We start from the raw sequence: 24,561 nt of genomic DNA on the forward strand, positions 1-24,561 counted from the left end.
GTAGGTAACCAATCCACGAATATCAGAGTGGCCAATGCCCGAAGCTAAGAACTAGGCTCTTTCTAGATACTTTTCATTTTTTATCAGTTCGATTGTTTTTACTTGACAAAGGGCTTTACATATCAGTCATTTAGTCTATCTTCTATTCCTTCGACGAGTGAAAAGCTCCAGTGGAGGTTTTCAGCCTACCACCTTTCATCAAAAAAGTGGTCGTTAGAAACTCCGTTTCCCTATTTCCAACCTTGTCCACTTCGCTCTCAAATTTCTAGGCTCAGGCTGAAACAGTTCACCGAACTGTTTCACTCTCCCAGATGATTGGAACTCGCTTTGCCGTACTCTACGATTGTTACTGACTATCGTCAGTATGATTTCCAACCTTCAACAGTCATTGGACTGTTGAAGCAACCTGCAGCTCGTTGCCTAGTACTAAAAGACTATATTGGGGTGGGATACATACTCATGTAGCATCAACGATAGCTATCTGTTCTTTGAATGGGAATATGAACGTGTTTTGAAAAGATGGACGATAGATTTTTTCTGGCTTATACTAGAGAGCGACTAAGAACTAGAAGAGGAGAATGTATGAGAAAAACGATGGTCAGAGAAGGGATGCTCGATGCTGTCCCAACGGTCTTAGGCTATGCAAGTATTGGCTTGGCTTGTGGGATTGTGTCGGTCAATTCAGGCATTTCAGCGCTGGAAATGGGACTGATGAGCTTACTGGTCTATGCTGGAAGTGCCCAGTTTGTCATGTGTGCGCTGATCTCAGCGGGGGCACCCCTGCTATCGATTGGGGTAACGGTATTTTTTGTTAATCTGCGACACCTTCTATTAAGCCTGCATACGGCAGCCCTATTTCAGGGAAATAGTTTAAGGTCGAACCTTTTTATAGGCTCTTTTTTGACAGATGAATCCTACGGTGTCCTGTTGCGCAAGCACATGGAAGCCCCGCAGGTGTCACCTTGTTGGATGTATGGTAATAATATGGTCAGCTATATCTCTTGGGTGGTATTCACTATCTTGGGTAATCTTATTGGGGGTCTTTTTCCAAATCCTGAACAGCTGGGGCTTGATTTTGCTTTAATCGCTATGTTTGTAGGAATCTTTGTCGGTCAGTTAGAAGCCATGTCTAGGCACATTTCTCTGAAGAAGATTGTTTTGATATTGTTGGGAGTCTTTGGGGCGTATATGGGGCTAGTCATGCTAGTCCCAGCCTATATCGGAGTTCTGATTGCGACCTTGATTGGTTGTCTTGTGGGGGTGATGATAGATGAATAATCGCTATATTTTATTGGCCATCCTAGTTGCCTTGGTGGTCACCTGGGTGCCGAGAGTCTTACCCTTTGCTTTAACCAAGGGCAAATCCCTACCACCACTTGCCTTGAAATTTTTGCGCTTTTTGCCACTTTCCATCATTTTTGCCTTGACCTTATCCAGTATTGTTGATGAGAGAGTGGGGAGTATTCCGGGGATACTACCGGTGGAGACTCTGGCTTTGGTTCCGACATTTGCTGTCGTCCTAAAGACGAAGAATATCTTTCTAGCCGTTATCGTCGGTGTCATCGTTACAGCGATTCTACGCCTTCTTTTCTGATTTATATTCTTTCAAAATCAAAAGGCTACTTGGTCAAGTTTCCTATTTTTCCATAGCCGTTGTGAACGATGTTCACTTATGGATATAGAAGAAACTATCCAGTGGATAGTTTCTTCTATATTAAGGTACATTTTGAGCTTTTCACGGGTTTTGTATCTTGTAATTGAGTTCGGACTAAGGTCTGTGTGAAAAAGATAATTCTTTCTAGAGTCTCTAAACTCTGCGTCAGAATTCCTATTTTCACTTAGACCTTTTAACGTCCTCACATCTTGTGTAATTGAGTTCAGCCTAAAACCTCGGAAAAAGATAGGCAGCTGTTTCGGCTTCAGCCGATTACAGATGAGAATCCCTTTAGTGGATAGGCAGCTGTTTCAGCTTTAGCTGATTACAGCTGAGATTGAAACAGTTCGGTGAACTGTTTCAACTGGTCACCTAGAAACACGAAAGTGACCACAGAAGTTTGAGCCAAGAAGCAGGAAAGCTAGGAAATAAGCTGAAAACCTCCACCGGAGGTTTTCACTCGTCAGATTTCCTATTTTCGCTTAGACCTTTTAACGTCCTCATATCTTAACTGAACACGGGCTAAAAGCTCGGAAAAAAGATAGACAGCTGTTTCAGCTTTAGCTGATTACAGCTGAGAATCCCTTTGGGATAAATCTCATTGGTTGCAAGACAACCTGCTTCGATTTCCTATTTTTCAGTCGCTTTTTACACGCCCTTTGTATCTTGTAATTGAACACGCCCTAAACTCTGTGCGAAAAAGACAAATCTTCCTAGCTTCAAAGGTATAGTATACCTTTGAAGGCGGGAAATAGGAGTTTGCTTCAGCAAACTCTCTCAACTTCTTCGTCAGATTTCCTATTTTCGCTTTGAGTTCTTAACGGGCTTTGTATCTTCGTTTACTTCAAACGGAAGGTTTTCGGGGCTTTTTTGAGTAGGATGAGATAGCCGATTCCGACATAGAGACAGATAGCGAACGACAGACCGAAGATATACAGAGGGTTTGCTACCCTGAGTTGGGTATTGAGATAGGCTAACCAATAGAGGGAGCCGCTGAGAATGCGATAGAGAGGACTGATGACTTCCATGTCCTGAGTGAAGGGCTGGAGGATATAATAGATAAAGAGGTCGTGAAAGGAGAAGAGAAAGGTGCTGCTAAGGATAAGGTAGGCTGTCAGTAAGATAAGTTGCCAAGAATACTGAAAGTGTCCCATGGCTAGAATGATGAAAAAGAGAGCAAGGGCGAAAATGCTATTTAATTTTAGTGTTTGAAAAAAGCGATAATTGAAGCCCGCTAGAATTGTTTTAGGTTCTCGATAAAATGGATAGTGGAGCATGGCAATATCACAGTTGACAAAGACCATCTGGGTGATTTGCTTGCCGAGGGAACCAGCATACATCACCATGAGTGTCATGGGGAGAAGCCGGATCAAGCCCTTTTCAGGGAGTTTGAACGGTTCGTGCAAAAATAATGCAATAGTTGTAAAAAGGATAGGAACCAGTAGCAAAAAGGCTAGGCGTTTTTTCAATCTCTTTATGAGGATATGCTGGTAACGCTGGAAAAGAAGGGCATTGAGGTAGGCCATACCCGTCAGGTGGGACAGGTCTTTTTGTTTCCTTAGACGCAATGTTTCCTGCATGAGGAGTCCCTGCCGGGTATATTCATTGCCCTGAGTCATCTGAAGGATCTTCTTGTCTAAGGCAAGCGATTCTTCCATACGGAAGGTGAGAAATTCCGTCACTTTGTCAAATGCTAGGACCGAGCGGAGGCTGATAAAAAGAATTGGGATTTGGATAAGTAGGAGTACAAGTAGAAAGTAGGTATTGAGAGTATTGCGCTGGAGAAAGGCGAGGAAGGCAAGGGTGAGACCAAGTAGGAGAAGAACCCAATTTTGCCAAGACCAGCGTCTCACCCAGATATGGTGTTTGCAGAACCAGAAATGACAAGCATATCCTGCTAGTTGTGCGGTTGGAATAATCAAAAGACCGACGGGTAAAATGAGCCACTGATGTGCCAGCATACTCAAGACAATCCAGGCAGGAATATAGGCTAGGCTGTGCAAGACAGGCTCTACCAGTAATTGACTCTGTAAGAACCGTCTTTGCGAGAGCATAAAATCCCTCAAAAATTCTCGATTTGCCTTTGAAATAACAGATTCAAATCCTTGCGACAAGCGATACATGAGCCCTGTTATACTGAACCATATAGCAAAACCTAGGAGGAAGCTCTCCTGCTGAAGAGGGAGGAGGGCTGGGCTAGTCGTCAGGGTAATAGTGAGAATGGTATTTGCTATCCCCACATAGATTGTCAGCCATATGAATTTAGCCAAAAAACGCGTGAGGATGGAAAGGATGGTGAACAGATAAAAGAGTCCTTTTTTGAACCTGTAGGAGCTATAGATTGTTTCAGGGATTAACGAACCTAGCAGTGGGATTTTTCGGAGGTAGTAGAAGAGGCCGTTAATCTGCTTGCTGAGCTGAAAGGCTGCTTGATACCAGGTATAACAGAGTATATCTTTCATAGCGCCCCCTCGTTATCGGTCAGTAAGGCAACGATTTCTTGTTCAAAGTGAGCGTCGTGCAGGCGTTCGGTTGGTACAGCTTTCAGACTCTGATGATGCAATAGTACAATCTCATCGCAGAGGTCTTGAGCTAGCTGGAGGATATGGGTAGAAAAGATAATGATAGAATCTTTTTTAGCCTCGCGGATGAGGTGTTTGAACTCATGAGCAGCGACAGGGTCAAATGAGGTCAGTGGCTCGTCTAACAACAGAACAGTGGGGCGCACCATCAGGGAAAGTAGTAGTTGTACCTTGTTTTTCATGCCGTGGGAGAAATCCTTGAGCAGGCGATGTTGGTCTGCTGCCTGGATACCAATGAGCTCTAGCCAGCCTTTGGGGCTGTGCTGGTGGCGGAGCCTATCCCTGTGAATATCCATGTAAAAGCGGATAAATTCAAAGGCTGTCATAAAGCCAGGTAGTTGTGGAGAAGTTTGAGTAAAACCAATTTCAACGGAATCGTAGTCTCGCAACTGCCCCTCTTCTTCTAATTGAATACTGCCCTGTTCTAGTACAAGATTATGAGCGATACAGTTAAAGAGGGTGGTTTTTCCGGCTCCATTTCTACCCAGTAGTCCATAAATTTTCCCCTGTTCAAAGACAAAGGAGGTGTCTTGGAGGATAACCGTTTGATCAAAACGTTTGGAAATAGAGTTGAGGGTTAATTTCATAATAAATGCTCCTTTTCTAGGGGAAGAGAGGGGGTGCTATTATATTCAACGAAAATCAATATCAGACTAGCTTTCCTGATGGAGAATGGGATAGAGCTTGCGAGAGCAAGTGGCCACCGTGAAGTAGAGCAAGAGGAGGCTTGAGCTGGTTTGAAGAGTAGTATCTGACAACTGTATCTTTGTCCTATATCTATCATACACTAACACACAAAAAAATTCAAGGAAATCTTGAATTTTATGAAAGCGGTATCGGTTGCGTTCCTGCAACCCAGCCAGTGCAGAGACAATAAGTGATATTAAAACCACCTGTATGGGCATTGATGTCGAGGACCTCTCCTGCAAAATGTAGTCCTGGGACCTTTTTACTTTCTAGGGTTTTGGGATTGATTTCCTTGAGGTCAACGCCACCCTTGGTCACAAATGATTTAGCGAGTGACATCTTTCCTGTAATCGGAATCGGTAACGCTTTAAGGGTTGATACAAGTTGGTTTCGTTCTTTTGGCGAGAGTTGCTTTATTTTGAGTGGATAGGAAGCTGTAAAAAATTCGGCTAAGCGCTCTGGCATCAAGGTTTTCAAGATATTTTTGAGGGATTTTTCTCTTTCTTCCTCTAAGAAGGCAAGTAGCTCTTCTTGGCTCCTCTCTGGTAGGACATCTAGGTAGGTCGTCTCTCCTCCCTTGACAAAGCTAGACAGGCGCAAGGCGGCAGGACCAGAGAGTCCAAAGTGGGTAAACAAGAGGTCGTGAGTGATGACGTGCTTACCACAGCGGAGCCTGACATCATCAAGGGAAATCCCTTGGAGGGCCTTGTGAGGGAAGTCGGTCAGTAGGGGACTTTCAGCCGCCTCAATCTCGGTGACGGCTAGTTTAAAATGGCGAGCAATGTCATGCCCAAATCCAGTGGAACCAGTTGAGGGATAGGCTTTTCCACCTGTTGTGACGATGACCTTGTGACATGTGAAGAGTTGCCCTGCGGTCTTAATATGAAAGAGTTGGTCCATTTTCTTGACAGAGAGGACCTCTGTATTTGTCCGAATGTCGACTCCTAGATGGAGCATTTTCGTCTCCAAGGCCTTGATAATGGTCTGCGAACGGTCTGTCGTTGGAAAGACGCGACCGTGGTCTTCTATTTTTAGTTTGACACCATTATCCTCAAAAAAATGAATAATATCGTGGTTATCAAATTGAGAAAAGACACTGTAAAGGAAGCGTCCATTTCCAGGAATACCCGCGAGTAAATCCTCGAGACTCCCACTGTTGGTTACATTGCAACGTCCACCACCAGTTCCTGCTAATTTTTTGCCGATCCGTCTATTTTTTTCAAGAAGTAGAGTAGATTGACCGTAGAAACTTGCTGCGATAGCAGCCATCATACCGGCGGGGCCTGCCCCGATAATAATCGTATCAAAATGCGTCATAAGCTATTCTTTCCCCAATCGTGATTCATCGTTCGTTTTTACTGTTCATTGTACCATAAAAAGGGCTGGAAACCCACCTGATATGGTAGGAAAATTTGACAGGACTAGGTGGTTGTGGTAATATTTTAATGATACAAACAAGAAAAAATCAAGTCATTGAGGATATTATGAGAATTGAAAAGACAGTCAGCGAATTAGCAGAGATTTTAGGGGTCAGCCGTCAGGCGATGAACAACCGCGTCAAATCTCTTCCAGAGGAGTTCGTTGAAAAAAATGAGAAGGGTGTGACAGTTGTCAATCGGGCAGGTCTTGTCAAGTTAGAAGAAATCTACAAAACCACCATTTTTGAGGACGAACCGATTAGCGAAGAGGTTAAGCAACGTGAGCTGATGGAAATCCTAGTGGATGAAAAAAACGATGAGATCAGCCGCTTGTATAAACAACTGGAAGTCAAAGACCAACAGCTTGCTGAAAAGGATGAACAACTGCGAGTGAAGGATATTCAGATTTCTGAAAAAGACAAGCAGTTGGATCAGCAACAACAACTAACCTTGAAAGCCATGGAAGACAAGGATGTGTTGAAGTTGGAATTGGAAGAAGCAAAGGCGCATGCGCAGGAGACAGCAAAAGGTTTTTGGGCACGGTTATTGGGACGATAAGGAGTTTGGGACGAGAACTGTCTCAGACTTTTTTCTTTTGCAAGAAGAACAGCCCAATGATGAGGGTGAGGGAGGAGCTTGAAATTGGGCTCAAAGAAGCTAGAATTTTAAAATGAAACGGGTTACAATAAAAGCAAGGAGGTTGATATGATTGATAACCGGACCATTGCAATCTTGATGGAATTGTTTGCCAATCAACAGATGAGTCTATATGAACTGAGTATTCAGACCGGGATTGAAAAGGAACAGTTATTGACGAGTTTACAGCAAGTCAATCAGGTGCTGGAAGCGCATGATTTTGCAGTGATTGAAGAGAAGGATGGAAACTATCGGATACCAGAGGCTCTACTGGAGGAAAGTTATCAGATTTTTGACTTGTTTCGGAACAAGCAGATTTACTTGTCACAAGAAGAGCGGCTGGTCCTTATCTATCTCTATACCTTTATTCGGAAAGATTTTATTTCCAATGTGCATTATCAAGACCTCTTGAGTGTCAGTCGCAATACGACGTTGTCGGACATCAAACAGGTAAAAGAGCTTTGCTTAAATTTTGGAGTCTCCTTTGATTATACACGATCGCGTGGCTATCATCTAAACGGTCGAGAAAAAGACAAGCACCGCCTAGCTCTTTATGCCATTAGTGATTGCTTGCAGAGTTCTATTGGACTTTGGGCGCTTGATTATGTACTGCAGTCTTGGCAGGAAAACAATGTTATTGATCTTTTGAAAAAAACGAGTCAGCAGGCCTGTCAATACTATCAAGTGTCAGCTTTGGAAGACCGTCTGGATGAGTATCTTTACTTCTTGCAATTTCTAGCGATTCGTAGGGAGCGAGTTCAGATTGAGATAAACTGGGAGACGGCAACAACCTTTGCCTTTATCCAAGAATTTGTCGAGCAGCTCTGGGGTATTTTAGAACTACAAAAAGGGTTGACCCAATCCTTGTCAGCTCCCTTCAAGGCTTACTTAGCCCAACTTTTACAAGGGTGCTTAGAAGGGAGTCTCGAGCAAAAAGATAGTCTTTTTTATCAGCTGACAGTAGAAATTGTCGAGGAGATGGAGCGCTTATCGCTGATTGAATTTGATAATCGTCCGGAAATGATCGAGGGCTTACAACGCCACCTGATACCAGCTTACTATCGTTTGACTTCGCAGTTGGTCAGTGTCAATTCTTATACGGGTGTGATTAAAGAGGAGCATAGGGACTTGTTCCAGTTGGTACAAAAAGCCTTGGCTCCTTTGGAAGCCCATCTTGGATTTGTCATTCCAGATAGTGAAGTATCCTATTTTGTGATTCATTTTGGTGGCTATATTGAGGCTCAAAAAGAGCGTCCCTTTCGCTACCGTGCCTTGGTCGTCTGTCCAAATGGTGTCAGCTCTTCCTTGATTGTGAAAGAAAGCCTCCGCCAACTGTTTCCAAATATTTCCTTTGCGGATACGCATTCACTGAAAGAATTTGAAGAAAGCCAGGACGAAGCCTACGATATGGTATTTGCGACGATTAAGTTGGATACTAGCTTGCCCTTCTTTTTGGTCCCTCAGTTGATGACCGCTAGTCAAAAGAAAGATTTGTTCCAGTTGGTCAGTGAGCATTTTCCCAATGCAGGTTATTTCCCGATTGAAATTGAACAGTTGTTGTCGGTGATTAGTAAGTATGCGACGATTCATCGAGAACAGTCCTTAAAATATGAGTTGGTTCAATTCATGAATCAAAAATCTTATGAACGAAGGAGACGAAGTCCTATGTTAGGCGAACTTATTACGAAAGAGACCTTCCAACGCTCTAGTGAGAGTCTGGATTGGAAAGAAGCGATTGCCCTAGCAGCGCAACCGCTGGTAGCAAATGGTTCGATAGAAGAGAGTTATATTGCTGCTATGATTGACAAGGTGACAGCCTTTGGTCCTTTTATTGATTTGGGTAAAGGTGTTGCCATTCCTCATGCGCGTCCGGAAGACGGGGTAAATCACATTGGGATGTCGATGTTAGCCTTGGAGAAGCCAGTCTATTTACTAGACGACAAAGCGCATGAAATTCGTCTGTTTATCTGCATTGCTGCCATTGATAACCAGACTCACTTAAAGGCACTTTCTGGTCTAACAGCCATTTTACGAAAGGAAGAAAATATTCAACAACTCATCGAAGCAAATGGCTTTGATGATATAGCAGACTTAATAAAGGAGGTTAACTAATATGTTACGAATTGGTACTGCATGTGGTTCAGGGTTGGGGTCAAGTTTCATGGTACAGATGAACATTGAATCAGTCTTGAGGGATTTAGGCGTTTCAGATGTGAACGTCGAGCATTATGACTTGGGCGGTGCACAACCAAGTGAGGCAGATGTATGGATTGTTGGTCGGGATCTGGCAGATTCTGCCACTCATCTGGGAGATGTTCGTGTCTTAAATAGCATCATTGATATGGAGGAACTAAAAGAACTCGTCACAGCAATTTGTCAGGAGAAAGGACTGGTCTAAGGTCTACGTTACTCACTGTGTGAGTTGGGGGTTCAGAAAAGGGATAGACGGCTAATTTGGTTTAGGTTTGATTGCCTATTTTGTCTAGGAGTTGCTTCAACAGTCTAGGAATAGACTGTTGAAGGTTGGAAATAGAGGAGTGCCACTCGTGTCAACCAGTCTAGGAATAGACTGTTGAAGGTTGGAAATAGAGGAGTGCCACTCGTGTCAACCAGTCTAGGAATAGACTGTTGAAGGTTGGAAATAGAGGAGTGCCACTCGTGTCAACCAGTCTGGGACTAGACTGTTGAAGGTTGGAAATAGAGGAGTGCCACTCGTGTCAACCAATCTGGGAATAGACTGTTGAAGGTTGGAAATAGAGGAGTGCCACTCGTGTCAACCAGTCTGGGACTAGACTGTTGAAGGTTGGAAATAGAGGAGTGCCACTCGTGTCAACCAGTCTGGGACTAGACTGTTGAAGGTTGGAAATAGAACGAGCCTTGCTCGTAACAAACGCCCTTTGTATCTTAGAATAGGAGGAAGAGGATTATGTTGTTAGATTTTTTAATTGATATTGCAAAGACGCCGGCTATTTTAGTCGCTTTGATTGCGATTTTGGGATTGCTTTTGCAAAAGAAGCCACTTTCGGATATTATGAAAGGTGGTATTAAGACCTTTGTTGGATTTCTAGTTGTGTCAGGTGGAGCCGGCATTATTCAAAATTCTTTACAGCCATTTGGACAAATGTTTGAGCATGCCTTTCATTTGACAGGTGTTGTGCCAAATAACGAGGCGGTCGTAGCGGTTGCTTTGACAGAGTATGGGACAGCAACCTCTTTGATTATGCTACTCGGCATGATTTTCAATATTTTGATTGCTCGTTTCACCCGCTTTAAGTATATCTTCTTGACCGGTCACCATACACTTTATATGGCCTGTATGATTGCGGTGATCATGTCTGTGGCAGGTTTTACCTCTGTCGGTCTAATTGTCATGGGTGGCTTGGCTCTTGCCTTGATTATGACCCTGTCACCAGCCTTTGTTCAAAAATACATGGTGCAGTTGACGGGCAACGATAAGGTGGCACTCGGTCACTTTAGTTCGCTGGGGTACTGGCTCAGCGGATTTATCGGTGGTCTTGTCGGAGACAAATCAACATCAACAGAAGATATTCAATTCCCTAAGGGCTTGGCATTCTTGCGTGACAGTACCGTAAGTATTGCGATTTCTATGTCTGTCATCTATATGATTGTTGCCTTCTTTGCAGGTGGCGATTATATTAAGGAGAATTTGAGTAATGGGACCAATAGTATGGTCTATGCCCTTACTCTTGGTGGGACTTTTGCAGCAGGTGTATTTGTCATCCTATCTGGTGTACGGCTGATTCTGGCAGAAATCGTCCCTGCCTTCAAGGGGATTTCTGAAAAGTTAGTGCCAAATTCAAAACCGGCCTTAGATTGTCCAATCGTTTACCCATACGCACCAAATGCTGTGTTGATTGGATTTATCTCTAGTTTTGTTGGTGGTATTGTCAGCATGTTCATCTTGATTGCAACAGGAGGCGTTGTGATTTTACCGGGTGTTGTTCCTCACTTCTTCTGTGGTGCAACGGCAGGTGTTATAGGCAATGCTTCTGGAGGGGTTCGTGGTGCAGTCATTGGCTCTTTCGTGCAGGGAATTTTAATTAGCTTCCTACCAGTTTTCCTACTTCCAGTTATGGGAAGTCTTGGATTTACAGGGTCGACATTCTCTGATGCGGACTTTGGTTTGTCGGGGATTTTCCTTGGTCTCCTAGCAGAAAATGGTGGAGTGATGACCGTTTCGATTGGTATCTTTGCCGTCTTGGCCTTGCTATTTGCTCTATCAGTATTTACGAAGGAAAAGAAAGAGGGATAAATGATGACAAAACGGCTAGAAGAACTAACACGCTTTGCGACAGAAATTCGCTATCATACCCTTAAAACCTTAAATCAACTTGGTTTTGGTCATTATGGTGGCAGTTTGTCAGCTGTGGAAGTGCTGGCCGCTCTATACGGTGAAATTCTGGATGTTACTATCCAGAATTTCGCTTCTAAGGAGCGCGACCACTTCGTCCTTTCAAAAGGCCATGCAGGTCCTGCCTTGTATAGCGCCCTGTACCTGAAAGGTTTCTTTGACCGAGATTTTCTTTGGTCTCTCAATCGTAATGGAACCCACCTGCCGTCTCACCCTGATCGGAATTTGACGCCGGGTATCGATATGACGACAGGTTCACTTGGACAAGGGATGAGTGTCGCCACGGGGATTGCCTACGGGAAGAAAATGGTAGCTTCTCCTTACTATACGTATGCCTTAGTGGGAGACGGAGAGTTGAATGAGGGGCAGTGTTGGGAAGCCGCTCAATTTGCGGCCCACCAGCAATTATCCCGCCTCTTTCTTTTTGTTGACGACAATAAGAAGCAATTAGATGGTCGAACTGCTAAAATCTGCCAAACCTTTGACTTTGTAGAGAAATTTACCTCTTTTGGTTGGGAGGCCGTTCGTGTGGATGGAGCCAGTATCAAAGCGATTCTTGCAGTCGTTCAGACGATGAAAGACAGTGCCTCGTCCCGTCCGAAGTGTATCGTGCTTGATACGGTGAAAGGACAAGGGGTGGAGTTTCTTGAGGAGATGGAAAGCAACCATCACTTGCGTCTGTCAGGGCAACTACTAGCCGACTTGGAAGAGGTGGCTCAGTCATTAGTCGAAGAAGTGGAGGTCATACAATGAGACAAACAAACGAAATGCGTTTGGTGTATAGCAACTTCCTTGCTGAAATGGGAAAAAACAAGCAAGAAATAGTTGCTTTAGAAGCTGATTTGTCTAGCTCCATGGCAACTAATAAGCTATCAGATGTCCTTGGGAAGCGCTATGTCAATGTAGGGATTATGGAGCAGGAGATGGTAGGCGTGGCGGCTGGTTTATCTATTTTAGGTTACAAGCCCTATCTGCATACCTTTGGACCGTTTGCCAGTCGCCGTGTCTTTGATCAGGTCTTTCTCTCTCTAGGCTATGCCCAGTTGAACGCGACGGTGATTGGTTCAGATGCCGGTGTGTCTGCTGAAATGAATGGCGGAACCCACATGCCTTTTGAAGATCTTGGTTTGATGCGCCTGATTCCGAAAGCGCGTGTATATGAAGTGAGCGATGATATTCAATTCCGAGCAGTTTTAGAGGAAACGTTAAGGGACACGGGACTGAACTATATCCGCACGATTCGTAAAGCCCCAGTGGCTATTTATCGGGGGGATGAAGATTTTAGCAAGGGGTATTGTATATTGCGAGAAGGCTCAGATGCGACCATTGTTGCAAGTGGCATCATGGTGGAGCAGGCCTTACTAGCAGCTGATAGCCTGGCAAAGGAAGGACTTGCTGTTCAGGTTATGGACCTCTTTAGGGTGAAGCCGATTCATGCAGATGTGCGCGATTTGCTGGTAGGAAGCCCAGTGATTACCGCGGAAAATCACAACCGTATAGGCGGTCTTGGTAGCGCCATTTGTGAACTGGTAAGTGCCAGTCCAAATACCCCAGTGTATCGTGTGGGAGTGGATGAATCCTTCGGACAAGTGGGACAACAAGCCTACCTCTTGGAAGTCTATGGCCTCACCGCGGAAAAGATTGCGGAGCAGGTTAGGATAGCGCTAGCCTAGAAGGGATGGGTTAGTAGTTCCCTTTATTTCAAGCGTAGATAGTATTAGATACCAAACAAGACCTAGTCATATTTACAGGCTAGGTCTTCTTTGATGGAAGATAGGGAAAAGATCAAACTAGGGCATGACATAATGCGTTTCCTAGTTTGCTTTTGATTTTTAATGAGTATAGAAGTGGTGAAAGTTAGTCTGATTTTGATTTTCGTTGAGAATGAAACGCAGACTTTGTTGATTTGAGTAGAGAAATCCTAAAAAATCACCTCAACAGAAGTGATTTTTTCATCGGATACTCAATGACAATCAAAAGCAGGCTAGGAAGCTAGCCTAAGGTAGTTGAAATAAGAAAGTTCTCGGCTTTTCCCCATCGTTGAAGGGATAAAAGACAAGCAGAATAGCCATAGTATCGGTGTTTTCTATCCAGGGAACACCTTATCATACTGAGGGAGTGTCCTCTCCAGGGTCTCTTTGAGAGCCTGGCCCGCCTTTCCCTTGATAGCTGTATCAATCTGCTCATAGATGTTTTTCATGGCAATTTGAGTCGTCAGAGTACTCTTCTTTCCGTCCGTATCAAACTCCTGCTGAATCTTCTGCTGGCTTTTCTGAAGAAGACCCGCCTGCACCTGAGCAGCTTGCTTTTGCAAGGAGCGGATGATTTCAGCAAGCTCTCCCTCGTAATTTTCTTGTGAATAATAATTAGTCATCAAGGTCATTGTATTTCCTCCGTAGATCCTGTAGTGCTTGCTCTATTTGATCACGCTCCCGATAAAATTGGCGCCTGGTTTCCTCCATTTCTTCCTCTAAGGTATGGTACATCTTCTTACGAACCCATTCGGCTTCATCTTGGATGTTTTGCACCTTCCGATAGAAGCTCTCGGCTTCGCCTTGATGAGCCTCATGGCGGACCAGCAAGTACTTCATCTTTTCCTGTTCTTGTTCTAACATACTAGAGAGACGACGGTAACGGTCATCCAAGTCCCAGCCCCTCTCTTCTAGTCTTTTCTTGCTGCGGTAGTAGGACTCTTCTTGCTCGAGAAGCTCCCGCTCTTTTTGACGAATGGAGGCTAGTAGGTGATCTAAAACTCTTTCTTGTACCATGTTTTAAATTCTCCTGCCAGTTGATTGTCTAGGGTGATCCGCTCTTCCACAGCACTATCCAGTTTGGTTTTCAGGCTATCAAAAGTAGTGGACAAGTCTTTCATCTGTTTCACTTTCTCCTCTGCATAAATCTGAAAATCGCCCACTATTTTCTCATAGGTCACACCACAAGAAGCAAAAATCTCCTCTACTTCCCAAGGAGAAAGATGGGAATAGATGGAAAAATCAAGATTAGCCCAGAGAGCCTCTACCTCTTGAACTGCCTTATCTTTCAAACTTGTCACATCCTCCAGACCGGCTTTAGCAGCTCCTGTCATGGCGGAACCGACAATGGCGCTTTGAGCTACATCCAGAAAGATTGTTTCCTCTGAACTCAAACCTCCGCCTGTTTTCTGCCATTTGGACTTCAAGGAGTTGAACTGTGACATCTGGCGGGCACTTTGAGCAAAAGCAGTTGCAGAGCCACTGATAATCGGTTTTCCAGTCTTTGCATCTACGACCTGCCCAGTCTTTTCGTCAAATTCCCAATCGCCTATGTCATGGCTCGCGCCATCTGCCCAATAAATGGTACCGAGGCTCTCATCATAACCACTCCAAGTCGGGTCATTGCCTGGACCGAATGCCACGACACGATCCTCCCTCTTTCGATAGTCAATAAAGAAGCCGGGATGCGTTCGGATAAAGTCCTTTTCCTCCTCGCTCAAGGAGCCGTAGTGAAACCAGGCATTGAAGGTAGTGGTTGGAATGCCGTGCTTTGCTCCTACTTTTAGCATATAGGCAGACTGGGAGTAGCCTGATAATTGGGTCACTTGTTTCACCCGTTTGTCGTCTAGCACCTCTTGGACAAAAGCATCTGCCGCTCGATACTGAGGGGATAGGTAATGCCCCTTGTTTCTCTTCCGATCTGTATCACCAAAGATAGCAGTTGCCAAATCAATCGTCTGAATATCTGTAGCTGCTGCGATGACTGCCACACTACTATAGTCAGGTTCCCCGTCCACGATTGGCGCGACTGCCATACCGTCAAATCCTGTCCAAGGATCGGAATGGGTTTTGATGACCTTGAATTGTTGATTATCAATTTCTATCGTATTCTTTTCCCAAACTTGAAGTTTTTCTGAGCTAGTAAGAAGGTCAAGATCTTTTCTTTTAGCATAATTTTCATTAACACTGTAAACATTTTCACTTTGATTCAGACTATTTAATTGTCTGTCCGTGTATTGAAAACTCATTGAAAACCTTCCTCTCCGTTTGAATAAATGATTTTTATTGCTGATACTGTCTCCCCTCTGTGAGATTGTAAATATTCCCAATCACCATTCTGTTTTCGCTTTATTCCAGCAGTTGAAAACTTGTTTGTTGATATATTGTAGCTTGTGCCAAATTGTATCTGCTTACCATCGAGAAATGATACTACTAATTGACAATGCCAATTAGTGGGTTTATCCTCAAATTCTACATCTTTAATTATTATTTCACTAATGTTATCATAGTTACTTTTTAATGCCTTGACTAAACTAACTTCATATTGTCGATTCCGTTCATCTTCAGCAGTTTTTTGTCTTTGATTATTGATGCTGAACACCATAAGTAATCCTCCTAAAATGATTAGTAAAATGACTGCTTTCTTTTTCATGCCCTAGCCTCCCTAAGTTGAACTATCGTCCCTCGCCTGTATACCAGCCACAGATGTATCTGCAACTATTAGTATACACTATTTTCTAAGTAAATGCTATAAAAAGATAAGCAAAATTGATTCGATTAACAAAATTTTGATGGACACTGTAAACATTTTTACCAAAATTAAGCTCATTAAGTTGTCTATCTGTATAGTTATACGTCATTAGTTCCTCCCTTCTTCTCCATTTGAATAAATCACCCTCACATCCGAAGTGGTTACACCATCATAATAATTTAATATATCAAGCACCTCTCGTTTTGCTGTAGCAGATTTATTAGTTTTGTCAGAAAGTGTGTGTCCTATTCGATATTCAACTATAGTATGATCTTGAAATGTTAACATAACCGTACAACTCCAATTCCCTGGAGGAACTGAGTAATCTGGACTACTAATTTGTATCTTCTCAATATCCCGATAACTATTCTTCAAAGCCTTAACTAGACTAACTTCGTATTTTCGATTCCGTTCTTCTTCAGCAGTTTTTTGTCTTTGATTATTGATGCTGAACACCATAAGTAATCCACCTAAAATGATTAGTAAAATGACTGCTTTCTTTTTCATGCTCTAGCCTCCCTAAGTTGAGCCATTGTCCCTCGATTGGATACCTACTACAAATTTATATGCAACTATTATTATACACTATTTTCTAAGCAAATGCTATAAAAAGATAAGGAAAATTGATTCGATTAACAAAATTTTGATGGACACTAGAAACACTCTGTCCTCGGTTTAAAATATTTGGTTGCTTATCTGCATACTGGAGTGTCATTACTCAATACTCTCCGTACCATCCGAATAGGTAACTCTAACCTTCCTTTCAGTCTTTCCTAAATATGTTCTTAATTGATTGGACACAGCTTGAGAAGCTATCGCTGACCCATTTGCTTTATAACTAATATTATGCCCAATACCATATTCTATATTTGTCCCATTATCAAAAATAACAAGTATTTGTGCATACCAGCCACCTGGTTTAGATTCTTCAAAACCCGAACGAATAATCGTGATTTCCTCTAAATCTTGATACGTATTTTTTAAGGCTTTGACCAAACTAACTTCGTATTTTCGGTTCCGTTCTGCTTCCTTATTTTTTTGTATGTTATCATTTAGACTAAATGCCATTATTAAACCTCCTAAGATAATAAGTACAATGAGTAATTTCTTTTTCATGCTCTAGCCTCCCTAAGTTGAGCCATTGTCCCTCGACTGTATACTTGCTACAAATTTATATGCAACTATTATTATACACCATTTTCTAAGTAAATGCTATAAAAAGATAAGCAAAATTGATTCGATTAACAAACTCTTGACGGACACTAGAAACATTCTGTCCTCGGTTTACAATACTTAGTTGCTTATCTGTATAGTTAAATGTCATTACTCAATACTCTCCCTCCCATCAGAAAATATCACTCTCACATTCCCCTCTGTACTTCCAAAATGTGAAGACAGTATTTCCGATTCTGCTGTAGTCACAACTCCTGAGCGGTTTATTGTATCAGATAAGCTATGCCCCATGCCATACTGTACAATTTCTCCATCGGAAAATGTTAATGTGACGGAACAACTCCAACTTCCTGGTGGCTTTGCATAATGTGGCTTACTAATCTGTATCTCTTTAATATCCCGATAACTATTCTTCAAAGCCTTGGCTAGGCTAATTTCATATTGTCGATTCCGTTCTTCTTCTGCAGTTTTTTGTCTTTGATTATTGATACTGAACACCATAAGTAATCCACCTAAAATGATTAGTAAAATGAGTGCTTTCTTTTTCATGCTCTAGCCTCCCTAAGTTGAACTATCGTCCCTCGCCTGTATACCAGCCACAGATGTATCTGCAACTATTAGTATACACTATTTTCTAAGTAAATGCTATAAAAAGATAAGCAAAATTGATTCGATTAACAAAATTTTGATGGACACTAGAAACACTCTGTCCTCGGTTTAAAATACTTAGCTGTCCATCAGTATAGTTAAATGTCATTATTGTGCTTCCTCCTCACCAGTTGAATAGATGACGGTTACTACATGTTCTGTAACACCATAATAGGATGAAGCAATGTCTGACTCATCTGTACTTATATCAGCTGATCGATTTATCTTGTCGGATAAACTATGATTTATTCGGTCTTGTATAACCAGTCCATCAGAAAAGGTTAATGTGACAGCACAACTCCAATCGCCTGGAGGAACTGAGTAATCTGGACTACTAATTTCTATCTTCTCAATATCCCGATAACTATTCTTCAAAGCCTTGACTAGGCTAACTTCATATTGTCGATTCCGTTCATCTTCAGCAGTTTTTTGTCTTTGATTATTGATGCTGAACACCGTAAGTAATCCTCCTAAAATAATTAGTAAAATGACTGCTTTCTTTTTCATACTCTAGCTTCCCTAAGTTGAACCATTATCCCTCGACTGTATACCTGCTCCAAATTTATATGCAATTATTATTATACAATGTTTTCTAAGTAAATACTATAAAAAGATAAGCAAAATTGATTTGATTAACAAAATTTTGATGGACGCTGTAAACATTTGTTTATCAGTATAGTTAAATGTCATTATTCAATGCTCTCCTTACCATCAGAATAAATGACCCTTACATTACTCTCTGTACTTCCGTAATGTGAAGACAATATTTCTGATTCTACCATGTTCACAACTGCTGATTGGTTTCTATTTAAGTACAAACTGTGTCCCATTCTATATTTTATAACACTTCTATCCAAAAAAGATAATTGGACTGTACAACTCCAATTTCCTGGTGGCTTTGCATAATGCGGACTACTAATTTGTATCTCCTCAAGTTCCCGATAACTATTCTTCAGAGCCTTGGCTAGGCTAATTTCATATTTTCGGTTCCGTTCTTCTTCTGCGGTTCTTTGTCTCAGATGGTTGATACTGAACACCATAAGTAATCCACCTAAAATGATTAGTAAAATGACTGCTTTCTTTTTCATGCTCTAGCCTCCATACATTGAGTTGCTGTCTCTTGTCTATATACTTGCCACAGATGTATCTACAACTATTATTGTACACTATTTTTTAAGTAAACTCTATAAAAAGATAAGCAAAATGGATTCGATTAACAAAATTTTGATGGACACGATAAACATTCTGTCCTCGGTTTACAATATTTAGCTGTTTATCTGTATACTGAAATACCATTACTCAATCCTCTCCGTACCATCTGAATAGGTAACTATAACCTTCCTTTCAGTCTTTCCTAAATATGTTCTTAATTGATTGGATACAGCTTGAGAAGCTATCGCTGACCCATTTGCTTTATAACTAATATTATGCCCAATACCATATTCTATATTTGTCCCATCATCAAAAATAACAAGTATTTGTGTATACCAGCCACTTGGTTTAGATTCTTCAAAACCCGAATGAGTAATTGCGATTTCCTCGCTCTGTCTCAATGATAGCATGATTTCTGGTTACTAATAAAAAAGGCAATACTCCTAATAAAAAAACTCTTAGAAATAGCAGAAGCTCGGCTTTTCTAAGAGTGTCGTCCACATGAGGGAGTGGTTTCTATTTTGTTAAGTATTAGTGCTTTCAGCTAGGGATGTCCATTCTTCTTTGAGGATTCCATATTTAACCGAATCATAGTAGACACCCTGCCAGTAGCGGACTTTGCGGATTTGAGCTTCCTTGGTCATACCAAGTTTTTCGGCGACCCTCATCATGCCGTGGTTGCCACTCCAAGTAGTGAGGCCGATATGCTCCAGCTCAGGGAATGCTCCAAAAATCTTCGTAATCCAAAGACTTAGTGCCTCGGTACCATGACCACCGCTCCAGTAAGCAGGATCAAAGATGATGATACCAATTTCTAACCATCTGGTAGCTTCGTTTTCCCAATAGTAGGACACCATGCCAATAGGTTTTTCTTCGAGAAAAATACCTTGTACTTGCGGTGATTGGAGGAAACGATAATCAGCAAAACCTTTAAAGGTATCAAAGTTGTCAAAGGATTGGTAATCGTCAAAATAGGGGGCAGAATAGTTCTTCCATTCAGGACATTCTTGCGTATAGCCGATTTTCCAAATCTGCTTGAGGTCATCTTCTGTAAAAGCATTTAAGTGGAGTGTGTTAGACATAATGTCCTCCGTATTATTTTCTAACCCTATTGTATCATAGTTGATAGCTGAAATATAGTATAGTCGTTTAGTTTATACCTAAAGGTAGCTACAGCTGTCATTGACTAAATCTGAAACAGCTGCGTCTCTTTTCTTACTTCGACGAGTGAAAAGCTCCAGTGGAAGTTTTCAGCCTACCACCTTTTATTAAAAAAGTGGTCGTTAGAAACTCCGTTTCCCTATTTCCAACCTTGCCCACTTCGCTCTCCAATTTCTAGGCTCAGGCTGAAACAGTTCACCGAACTGTTTCACTCTCCCAGATGATTGGAACTCGCTTTGCCGTACTCTACGATTGTTACTGACTATCGTCAGTATGATTTCCGACCTTCAACAGCCGAATGACTGTTGAAGCAGCCTGCAGCTCGTTGCCTAGTACTAAAAGCTATATTATCCCTTTTGAACATCACCATTATCCATTGTCAACCTGACTTGATGAGAATGTTTATTGAATACTCAATATTTCCAACTCCCTTTGTATCAAGGTTTCTAAAAATGGAAGGTTCGTGAAAATGGATAAAAGCCCCTAATGTGGATAACATTGACACCGATTAACACCATAGGATAGGCTACTTGTTTGTACCTCGTCATTTTCCAAAAATCAGCCAAGATAGGCTCTATAAAATCATGTATGTTGGGGGGATTTTACTATAATGGGGTATTTTCAATACTAGATGAACAAGAGTCCTACCCTCAAATGGAATCCCTTGTTTCCCTATTCATCTTTGGGTGGTGTATTGAACCAAGAGACGTGATACATTCTTATTGAGTACAAGTCTTTTTCTATTCGATGAGACAACCTATTTCGCCGTCTAGGCCACAACTTAATTTTAATAAAACAGCAATATTATAGCTCTTGACCGCTGTGTGTAAAAGCATCTGGGGCTTATGGAAGCTCGGCTATTTTTACTTTTCGTTGTGTAGGGGCATGTCAATCCCCAACTCAGCGCTAGAGTTGGGGATTCATTCTAATAGAAAAGGCTAGTAGTATTCCCCTTGGCGGTAGTCCCAGGAGTTGAAGTGTTCTGAAAGGTGCATCATGATTTTATCAATGTCAAGGCCTTTACGAATCACGACTGGACAAGGGGAGATGGAACGACTGTCCTTGCCTTGCTCTGGAATCAGTTTGCCCTCAGCGTCAACCATAGAAACCATGACTCCTTGCTCGTAGCGGGTTTCAAGTGTCTTATCAGGTTGGATAGATGCGACATAATCATCTGCTTCGATGATAAGATCTACTTTTGACGCGATGCGTTCACCGATTCCTGCAACCTGTCCTCGGTTTCCTTTTCCAGAAGGATTGGCAGAAGAAGCGTAGACCATACGACCTTCTTTTTCCCACATTTCTTTGGCAATTTGCTCACCTGCAGTACCAAACTTGATGACAAAGCAAGAGGTGCCACGACTGTCGGTCATCAGTTCCTCGCGCCCATCTCCGTAGGCCTTGAGCTTGGCGTAGGCTTCCTTACGCCAAGGGAGGATGCAACCAAGTAAGATATCTTCGTCCCAATGTTGTTGGTAGAAAGCATCAATTTCAGGAGTCATTTGAGCCAATTCACGGAGTTCTTCCAGACTACCACAAAGGACGACCCCGGGTTTCGTACGTTTGCGTTCCTTGGCATCAAACTTTCGCTCCAAGCCAGCTTTATCGGCGGTCATGATGATGTATCCAACCTTAGTAGGACAGACAATGACTCCGCCCTCTTGTTTGATAATATTTAGCCCCTCTTGTGATAGTTCTCCGTCCCAATGGATCTGTTTTGTCATACAGTTCATCTCCTTGTCTAAATTTTCAGATAATTCAATTATATCAGAAATTTCATGAAAATCAAGCCTGTCTTTCACGACCAACAAGTAAGAAAGCGAATGAAAAATAGGAAACATGACGAGTGAAAAGCTCCAGTGGGGGTTTTCAGCCTATTTCCTAGCTTTCCCGCTTCTTGGCTCAAACTTCTGTGGTCACTTTCGTGTTTCTAGGTGACCAGTTACAACAGTTCATCGAACTGTTGTAACTCATCTGTAATCGGCTAAAGCCGAAACAGCTGCCTATCTTTTTTCCGAGGTTTTAGCCCGTGTTCAATTCGTCAAGATACGAGAGCGTAAAACAACTCCTAGACAAAATAGGAAATACGACGAAGAAGTCTCTGCTTCTAGGAGTATTTATTCTCGCTTTCCGATTTCTTGGCTCGGGTAAAACTGATCCACTGGATTAGTTTTATTGTCAGCGAGTTGTAGCTCGAGTTCAATTCCCCGAGACTCTTGACCGAGTATCCTTTTGATTTTCAAAGAGTATAAAGCAGGACAGCAACCTGACTGCTTACACAGAGTGTGGTTTGCCGACCTTTTGCTCCATCAAGTATGAAGGAAGCCTGTGGACGGTGTTCATTTATGAAATTTTTCAAAAAATGTTCTTGCCTTTTTTCATTTTTTCGCTATACTAATAAGTAAGTCATATCAGTTTTTGACTGATGACGATGCAAAACGAATACCGGTTGACATTTCATAGGAGGACGGAAGTCCAACTGTGGGAAAGACGGAACTCTGGAGAGACCGTAATGGCGCCGAAGGGGCAAGGTGAAATGCAAGCAATTCACTCAAACTCTCAGGCAAAAGGACAGAGCATAGGAAATTGGAAAGGTATTTTCCCTAAAGTTGATGGGTAAAATGGCAGTTGCGCTACTATTACTCAGCATTCCTATTCTCATTTATGGTAAACACAGAGTTTGGCGGTCACCGTCAAGCTCTTTCGTTTTGATGGAGCATACACTATACATACGTGGAGGAGATTAGGAATGTTAGAAATCTTGCAGGGAATCAATCGTTTGGTCTGGGGACCGCCGTTACTCATGCTTTTAGTTGGGACAGGCATTTATTTCACAGCCCGTCTGGGACTTTTTCAAGTCAGAAAGCTACCGCGGGCAGCTCGTTTGATTTTAGTAGATGATGCCAGTGGTCAAGGCGATGTCTCTAGCTTTGCGGCCCTTTGTACAGCTCTAGCAGCAACGGTCGGTACGGGAAATATTGTCGGGGTTGCTACTGCTATTAAGACCGGTGGACCAGGAGCTCTTTTTTGGATGTGGGTTGCGGCCTTTTTTGGGATGGCAACCAAGTATGCCGAAGGGTTTTTGGCGATTAAATACCGCACTAAGGATGCCAATGGTCAAGTAGCTGGAGGTCCCATGCACTATATCACGATTGGTATGGGGGAAAAGTGGAAGCCTTTGGCCATCTTCTTTGCCCTTTCAGGGGTCTTGGTAGCTTTTCTAGGGATTGGAACCTTTGCGCAAGTAAACTCGATTACCTCTTCTTTGGAAAATAGCTTTGCCTTCTCACCGCAGTTGGTGAGTGTTATCCTAGCAGTGGTGGTCGCCGTCATTATCTTTGGTGGAATTGAATCAATCTCAAAGGTTTCGACCAAGGTTGTACCGTTTATGGCGACCTTATATATTGTAGCGACACTGGCCCTGTTGATTGTCAATGCCCATCAACTGCTGCCGACTCTTGCCCTTGTGGTGAAAAACGCCTTTACCCCAAGTGCAGCTTTGGGGGGATTTGCAGGAGCGAACGTTCGCGCGGCGATTCAAAATGGAATCGCGCGTGGGGTCTTTTCAAATGAATCTGGTCTTGGTTCAGCTCCGATTGCCGCAGCAGCAGCCAAATCCGACCAGCCTGTTGAACAGGGACTGATTTTCATGATTGGAACCTTCATTGATACGATTATCATCTGTAGTTTGACCGGGCTGTCGATCTTAGTAACAGGTCAGTGGACAGTAGAAGGTTTGCAGGGAGCGCCTCTGACTCAGGCAGCCTTTGCCACCTTGTTGGGAAGTCCTGGGGCGCTTGCCTTGACCTTTAGTCTCGTTCTTTTTGCTTTTACAACCATTCTAGGCTGGAGTTATTACGGGGAACGTTGCTTTGAGTTTCTTTTTGGAACACGGTTCATTTTCGTGTATCGCTTGATTTTCATTGCCATGGTCGCTCTCGGTGGCTTTCTTCAGTTGGATGTCATCTGGGTGATTGCAGATGTCGTCAATGGATTGATGGCTCTACCGAATCTCATTGCCTTATTAGCTTTATCACCGGTTATTATCCGTGAAACCAAACGATACTTTGAAAAACAGTAGGGGAGTCGCCCGTTATATCTTTGCAAAGGATGAGCAGCTAGGAAAGAAGGGAGACCGGTCAATGATTAGACAAGAGTATCCGGGCATCATTGTGAGGACTATCCGCATGTAGTGGTGTTTTGACGCTGAAGCCTTATACTCAATAAAAATCAACAGTAGACTAGCTTTCATAATTGAGAATTGTGAAAGGTGGGATAGGAGATTAGCACCGCTAATTTCCTTATAATCGAAGCCGAAGGTAGTTGAATTAAGATGTGAGGACGTTAAGAAAATGTAAAGAAAAATAGGGAATTGGGGCAGATGACTCCAACAACCGCTAACCTCGCTGTCTAATTTTTAGGCTCAGTAACAAATTCCCTCACTTTTTAATTTCTAGGTTCGGGCTAAAATAATCCACTGGATTATTTTACTCCCCTGACTATTGCTATCTTTTTTCTCACATTTTTAGCCCGTGTTCAATTCGTCAAGATACGAGAGCGTAAAACAACTCCTAG

Annotated in this window: 24 protein-coding genes and 1 riboswitch; of the genes, 9 read left to right on the plus strand and 15 right to left on the minus strand. The window is 42.5% G+C overall.

The window, feature by feature from the left end; genetic code table 11:
- The first annotated feature begins 582 nt into the window (after positions 1–582).
- Together BVE84_RS06260 and BVE84_RS06265 are read left to right on the plus strand one after the other, a co-directional pair.
- Positions 583–1,278 carry an AzlC family ABC transporter permease gene (locus BVE84_RS06260; RefSeq protein ID WP_076996209.1) on the plus strand — a complete coding sequence of 232 codons (696 nt, stop codon included), beginning with the start codon at positions 583–585 and terminating at the stop codon, positions 1,276–1,278.
- On the plus strand, positions 1,271–1,594 hold the full coding sequence (locus tag BVE84_RS06265) for an AzlD domain-containing protein (protein WP_076996210.1): 324 nt from the start codon (positions 1,271–1,273) through the stop codon (positions 1,592–1,594). Before BVE84_RS06260 ends, BVE84_RS06265 begins: the two co-directional genes overlap by 8 nt.
- Before the next feature lie 899 nt (positions 1,595–2,493).
- On the opposite strand, the gene BVE84_RS06270 is transcribed toward BVE84_RS06265, so the two are convergent.
- From BVE84_RS06270 to aao, 3 genes are all read right to left on the minus strand, one after another.
- Complete coding sequence (locus tag BVE84_RS06270; protein WP_076996211.1) at positions 2,494–4,116, minus strand: hypothetical protein; 1,623 nt, start codon at positions 4,114–4,116, stop codon at positions 2,494–2,496.
- Positions 4,113–4,823 carry an ABC transporter ATP-binding protein gene (locus BVE84_RS06275; protein WP_076996212.1) on the minus strand — a complete coding sequence of 237 codons (711 nt, stop codon included), beginning with the start codon at positions 4,821–4,823 and terminating at the stop codon, positions 4,113–4,115. The genes BVE84_RS06270 and BVE84_RS06275 overlap by 4 nt, the downstream gene beginning before the upstream one ends.
- 235 nt (positions 4,824–5,058) lie before the next feature.
- On the minus strand, positions 5,059–6,240 hold the full coding sequence (aao, locus tag BVE84_RS06280; protein ID WP_076996213.1) for an aminoacetone oxidase: 1,182 nt from the start codon (positions 6,238–6,240) through the stop codon (positions 5,059–5,061).
- A 167-nt stretch (positions 6,241–6,407) separates the two neighbouring features.
- Here aao and BVE84_RS06285 point away from each other — a divergent pair, with 167 nt between their 5' ends.
- From BVE84_RS06285 to BVE84_RS06310, 6 genes are all read left to right on the plus strand, one after another.
- Complete coding sequence (locus tag BVE84_RS06285) at positions 6,408–6,899, plus strand: DUF536 domain-containing protein (protein ID WP_076996275.1); 492 nt, start codon at positions 6,408–6,410, stop codon at positions 6,897–6,899.
- A 147-nt stretch (positions 6,900–7,046) separates the two neighbouring features.
- Entirely contained in the window at positions 7,047–9,089 is a 2,043-nt protein-coding gene (locus tag BVE84_RS06290) for a BglG family transcription antiterminator (RefSeq protein WP_076996214.1), read from the plus strand.
- 1 nt (position 9,090) lies between these two features.
- A complete protein-coding gene (locus tag BVE84_RS06295) occupies positions 9,091–9,375 on the plus strand; it encodes a PTS sugar transporter subunit IIB (protein WP_076996215.1) in 285 nt (94 codons plus the stop codon).
- Positions 9,376–9,903: 528 nt separating this feature from the next.
- On the plus strand, positions 9,904–11,250 hold the full coding sequence (locus BVE84_RS06300; protein WP_076996216.1) for a PTS ascorbate transporter subunit IIC: 1,347 nt from the start codon (positions 9,904–9,906) through the stop codon (positions 11,248–11,250).
- Positions 11,251–12,102, plus strand: coding sequence for a transketolase (locus tag BVE84_RS06305; RefSeq protein WP_370592832.1), 852 nt, complete (start codon positions 11,251–11,253; stop codon positions 12,100–12,102). It abuts the gene before it with no gap.
- Positions 12,099–13,022: a transketolase family protein gene (locus BVE84_RS06310; protein WP_076996217.1), complete on the plus strand. Its 924-nt coding sequence runs from the start codon at positions 12,099–12,101 to the stop codon at positions 13,020–13,022. Before BVE84_RS06305 ends, BVE84_RS06310 begins: the two co-directional genes overlap by 4 nt.
- A gap of 413 nt (positions 13,023–13,435) precedes the next feature.
- Here BVE84_RS06310 and BVE84_RS06315 read toward each other — a convergent pair whose 3' ends face one another.
- From BVE84_RS06315 to BVE84_RS06370, 12 genes are all read right to left on the minus strand, one after another.
- The gene (locus BVE84_RS06315; RefSeq protein WP_076996218.1) at positions 13,436–13,732 is read right to left on the minus strand and encodes a hypothetical protein; all 297 of its coding nucleotides are present in this window, start codon (positions 13,730–13,732) and stop codon (positions 13,436–13,438) included.
- On the minus strand, positions 13,716–14,117 hold the full coding sequence (locus tag BVE84_RS06320; RefSeq protein WP_076996219.1) for a hypothetical protein: 402 nt from the start codon (positions 14,115–14,117) through the stop codon (positions 13,716–13,718). Before BVE84_RS06320 ends, BVE84_RS06315 begins: the two co-directional genes overlap by 17 nt.
- Entirely contained in the window at positions 14,096–15,349 is a 1,254-nt protein-coding gene (locus BVE84_RS06325) for a hypothetical protein (RefSeq protein ID WP_076996220.1), read from the minus strand. The genes BVE84_RS06320 and BVE84_RS06325 overlap by 22 nt, the downstream gene beginning before the upstream one ends.
- The gene (locus BVE84_RS06330; protein WP_076996221.1) at positions 15,346–15,753 is read right to left on the minus strand and encodes a hypothetical protein; all 408 of its coding nucleotides are present in this window, start codon (positions 15,751–15,753) and stop codon (positions 15,346–15,348) included. Before BVE84_RS06330 ends, BVE84_RS06325 begins: the two co-directional genes overlap by 4 nt.
- Before the next feature lie 207 nt (positions 15,754–15,960).
- On the minus strand, positions 15,961–16,359 hold the full coding sequence (locus BVE84_RS06335; protein WP_076996222.1) for a hypothetical protein: 399 nt from the start codon (positions 16,357–16,359) through the stop codon (positions 15,961–15,963).
- Between the two features lie 207 nt (positions 16,360–16,566).
- The gene (locus tag BVE84_RS06340) at positions 16,567–16,968 is read right to left on the minus strand and encodes a hypothetical protein (protein ID WP_076996223.1); all 402 of its coding nucleotides are present in this window, start codon (positions 16,966–16,968) and stop codon (positions 16,567–16,569) included.
- A gap of 207 nt (positions 16,969–17,175) precedes the next feature.
- Positions 17,176–17,574, minus strand: coding sequence for a hypothetical protein (locus BVE84_RS06345; RefSeq protein ID WP_076996224.1), 399 nt, complete (start codon positions 17,572–17,574; stop codon positions 17,176–17,178).
- Between the two features lie 207 nt (positions 17,575–17,781).
- A complete protein-coding gene (locus BVE84_RS06350) occupies positions 17,782–18,180 on the minus strand; it encodes a hypothetical protein (RefSeq protein ID WP_076996225.1) in 399 nt (132 codons plus the stop codon).
- A gap of 182 nt (positions 18,181–18,362) precedes the next feature.
- Positions 18,363–18,761, minus strand: a complete 399-nt coding sequence (locus BVE84_RS06355; RefSeq protein ID WP_076996226.1) for a hypothetical protein — start codon at positions 18,759–18,761, stop codon at positions 18,363–18,365.
- Between the two features lie 207 nt (positions 18,762–18,968).
- A complete protein-coding gene (locus BVE84_RS06360) occupies positions 18,969–19,235 on the minus strand; it encodes a hypothetical protein (protein WP_076996227.1) in 267 nt (88 codons plus the stop codon).
- 114 nt (positions 19,236–19,349) lie between these two features.
- Entirely contained in the window at positions 19,350–19,907 is a 558-nt protein-coding gene (locus BVE84_RS06365; protein ID WP_076996228.1) for a GNAT family N-acetyltransferase, read from the minus strand.
- A 1,017-nt stretch (positions 19,908–20,924) separates the two neighbouring features.
- Positions 20,925–21,710, minus strand: coding sequence for an L-threonylcarbamoyladenylate synthase (locus BVE84_RS06370; protein WP_076996229.1), 786 nt, complete (start codon positions 21,708–21,710; stop codon positions 20,925–20,927).
- Between the two features lie 764 nt (positions 21,711–22,474).
- Positions 22,475–22,571, plus strand: a riboswitch (glycine riboswitch).
- A gap of 164 nt (positions 22,572–22,735) precedes the next feature.
- Here BVE84_RS06370 and BVE84_RS06375 point away from each other — a divergent pair.
- The gene (locus tag BVE84_RS06375; RefSeq protein ID WP_076996230.1) at positions 22,736–24,067 is read left to right on the plus strand and encodes an alanine/glycine:cation symporter family protein; all 1,332 of its coding nucleotides are present in this window, start codon (positions 22,736–22,738) and stop codon (positions 24,065–24,067) included.
- Positions 24,068–24,561: the final 494 nt, after the last annotated feature.

Origin of the sequence: Streptococcus azizii (genome assembly GCF_001984715.1) — a bacterium.
Lineage (GTDB): Bacteria > Bacillota > Bacilli > Lactobacillales > Streptococcaceae > Streptococcus > Streptococcus azizii.

Bases quoted from the DNA above. Each gene is read 5' to 3' on its own strand.
- BVE84_RS06355 (WP_076996226.1), bottom strand. From the start codon at position 18,761: ATGAAAAAGAAAGCAGTCATTTTACTAATCATTTTAGGTGGATTACTT.
- BVE84_RS06340 (WP_076996223.1), bottom strand. From the start codon at position 16,968: ATGAAAAAGAAATTACTCATTGTACTTATTATCTTAGGAGGTTTAATA.
- BVE84_RS06365 (WP_076996228.1), bottom strand. From the start codon at position 19,907: ATGTCTAACACACTCCACTTAAATGCTTTTACAGAAGATGACCTCAAG.
- BVE84_RS06335 (WP_076996222.1), bottom strand. From the start codon at position 16,359: ATGAAAAAGAAAGCAGTCATTTTACTAATCATTTTAGGTGGATTACTT.
- BVE84_RS06260 (WP_076996209.1), top strand. From the start codon at position 583: ATGAGAAAAACGATGGTCAGAGAAGGGATGCTCGATGCTGTCCCAACG.
- BVE84_RS06375 (WP_076996230.1), top strand. From the start codon at position 22,736: ATGTTAGAAATCTTGCAGGGAATCAATCGTTTGGTCTGGGGACCGCCG.
- BVE84_RS06325 (WP_076996220.1), bottom strand. From the start codon at position 15,349: ATGAGTTTTCAATACACGGACAGACAATTAAATAGTCTGAATCAAAGT.
- BVE84_RS06265 (WP_076996210.1), top strand. From the start codon at position 1,271: ATGAATAATCGCTATATTTTATTGGCCATCCTAGTTGCCTTGGTGGTC.
- BVE84_RS06270 (WP_076996211.1), bottom strand. From the start codon at position 4,116: ATGAAAGATATACTCTGTTATACCTGGTATCAAGCAGCCTTTCAGCTC.
- BVE84_RS06360 (WP_076996227.1), bottom strand. From the start codon at position 19,235: ATGCTATCATTGAGACAGAGCGAGGAAATCGCAATTACTCATTCGGGT.
- BVE84_RS06370 (WP_076996229.1), bottom strand. From the start codon at position 21,710: ATGACAAAACAGATCCATTGGGACGGAGAACTATCACAAGAGGGGCTA.
- BVE84_RS06310 (WP_076996217.1), top strand. From the start codon at position 12,099: ATGAGACAAACAAACGAAATGCGTTTGGTGTATAGCAACTTCCTTGCT.
- BVE84_RS06275 (WP_076996212.1), bottom strand. From the start codon at position 4,823: ATGAAATTAACCCTCAACTCTATTTCCAAACGTTTTGATCAAACGGTT.
- BVE84_RS06285 (WP_076996275.1), top strand. From the start codon at position 6,408: ATGAGAATTGAAAAGACAGTCAGCGAATTAGCAGAGATTTTAGGGGTC.
- BVE84_RS06295 (WP_076996215.1), top strand. From the start codon at position 9,091: ATGTTACGAATTGGTACTGCATGTGGTTCAGGGTTGGGGTCAAGTTTC.
- BVE84_RS06290 (WP_076996214.1), top strand. From the start codon at position 7,047: ATGATTGATAACCGGACCATTGCAATCTTGATGGAATTGTTTGCCAAT.
- BVE84_RS06320 (WP_076996219.1), bottom strand. From the start codon at position 14,117: ATGGTACAAGAAAGAGTTTTAGATCACCTACTAGCCTCCATTCGTCAA.
- BVE84_RS06305 (WP_370592832.1), top strand. From the start codon at position 11,251: ATGATGACAAAACGGCTAGAAGAACTAACACGCTTTGCGACAGAAATT.
- BVE84_RS06300 (WP_076996216.1), top strand. From the start codon at position 9,904: ATGTTGTTAGATTTTTTAATTGATATTGCAAAGACGCCGGCTATTTTA.
- BVE84_RS06315 (WP_076996218.1), bottom strand. From the start codon at position 13,732: ATGACCTTGATGACTAATTATTATTCACAAGAAAATTACGAGGGAGAG.
- BVE84_RS06330 (WP_076996221.1), bottom strand. From the start codon at position 15,753: ATGAAAAAGAAAGCAGTCATTTTACTAATCATTTTAGGAGGATTACTT.
- aao (WP_076996213.1), bottom strand. From the start codon at position 6,240: ATGACGCATTTTGATACGATTATTATCGGGGCAGGCCCCGCCGGTATG.
- BVE84_RS06350 (WP_076996225.1), bottom strand. From the start codon at position 18,180: ATGAAAAAGAAAGCAGTCATTTTACTAATTATTTTAGGAGGATTACTT.
- BVE84_RS06345 (WP_076996224.1), bottom strand. From the start codon at position 17,574: ATGAAAAAGAAAGCACTCATTTTACTAATCATTTTAGGTGGATTACTT.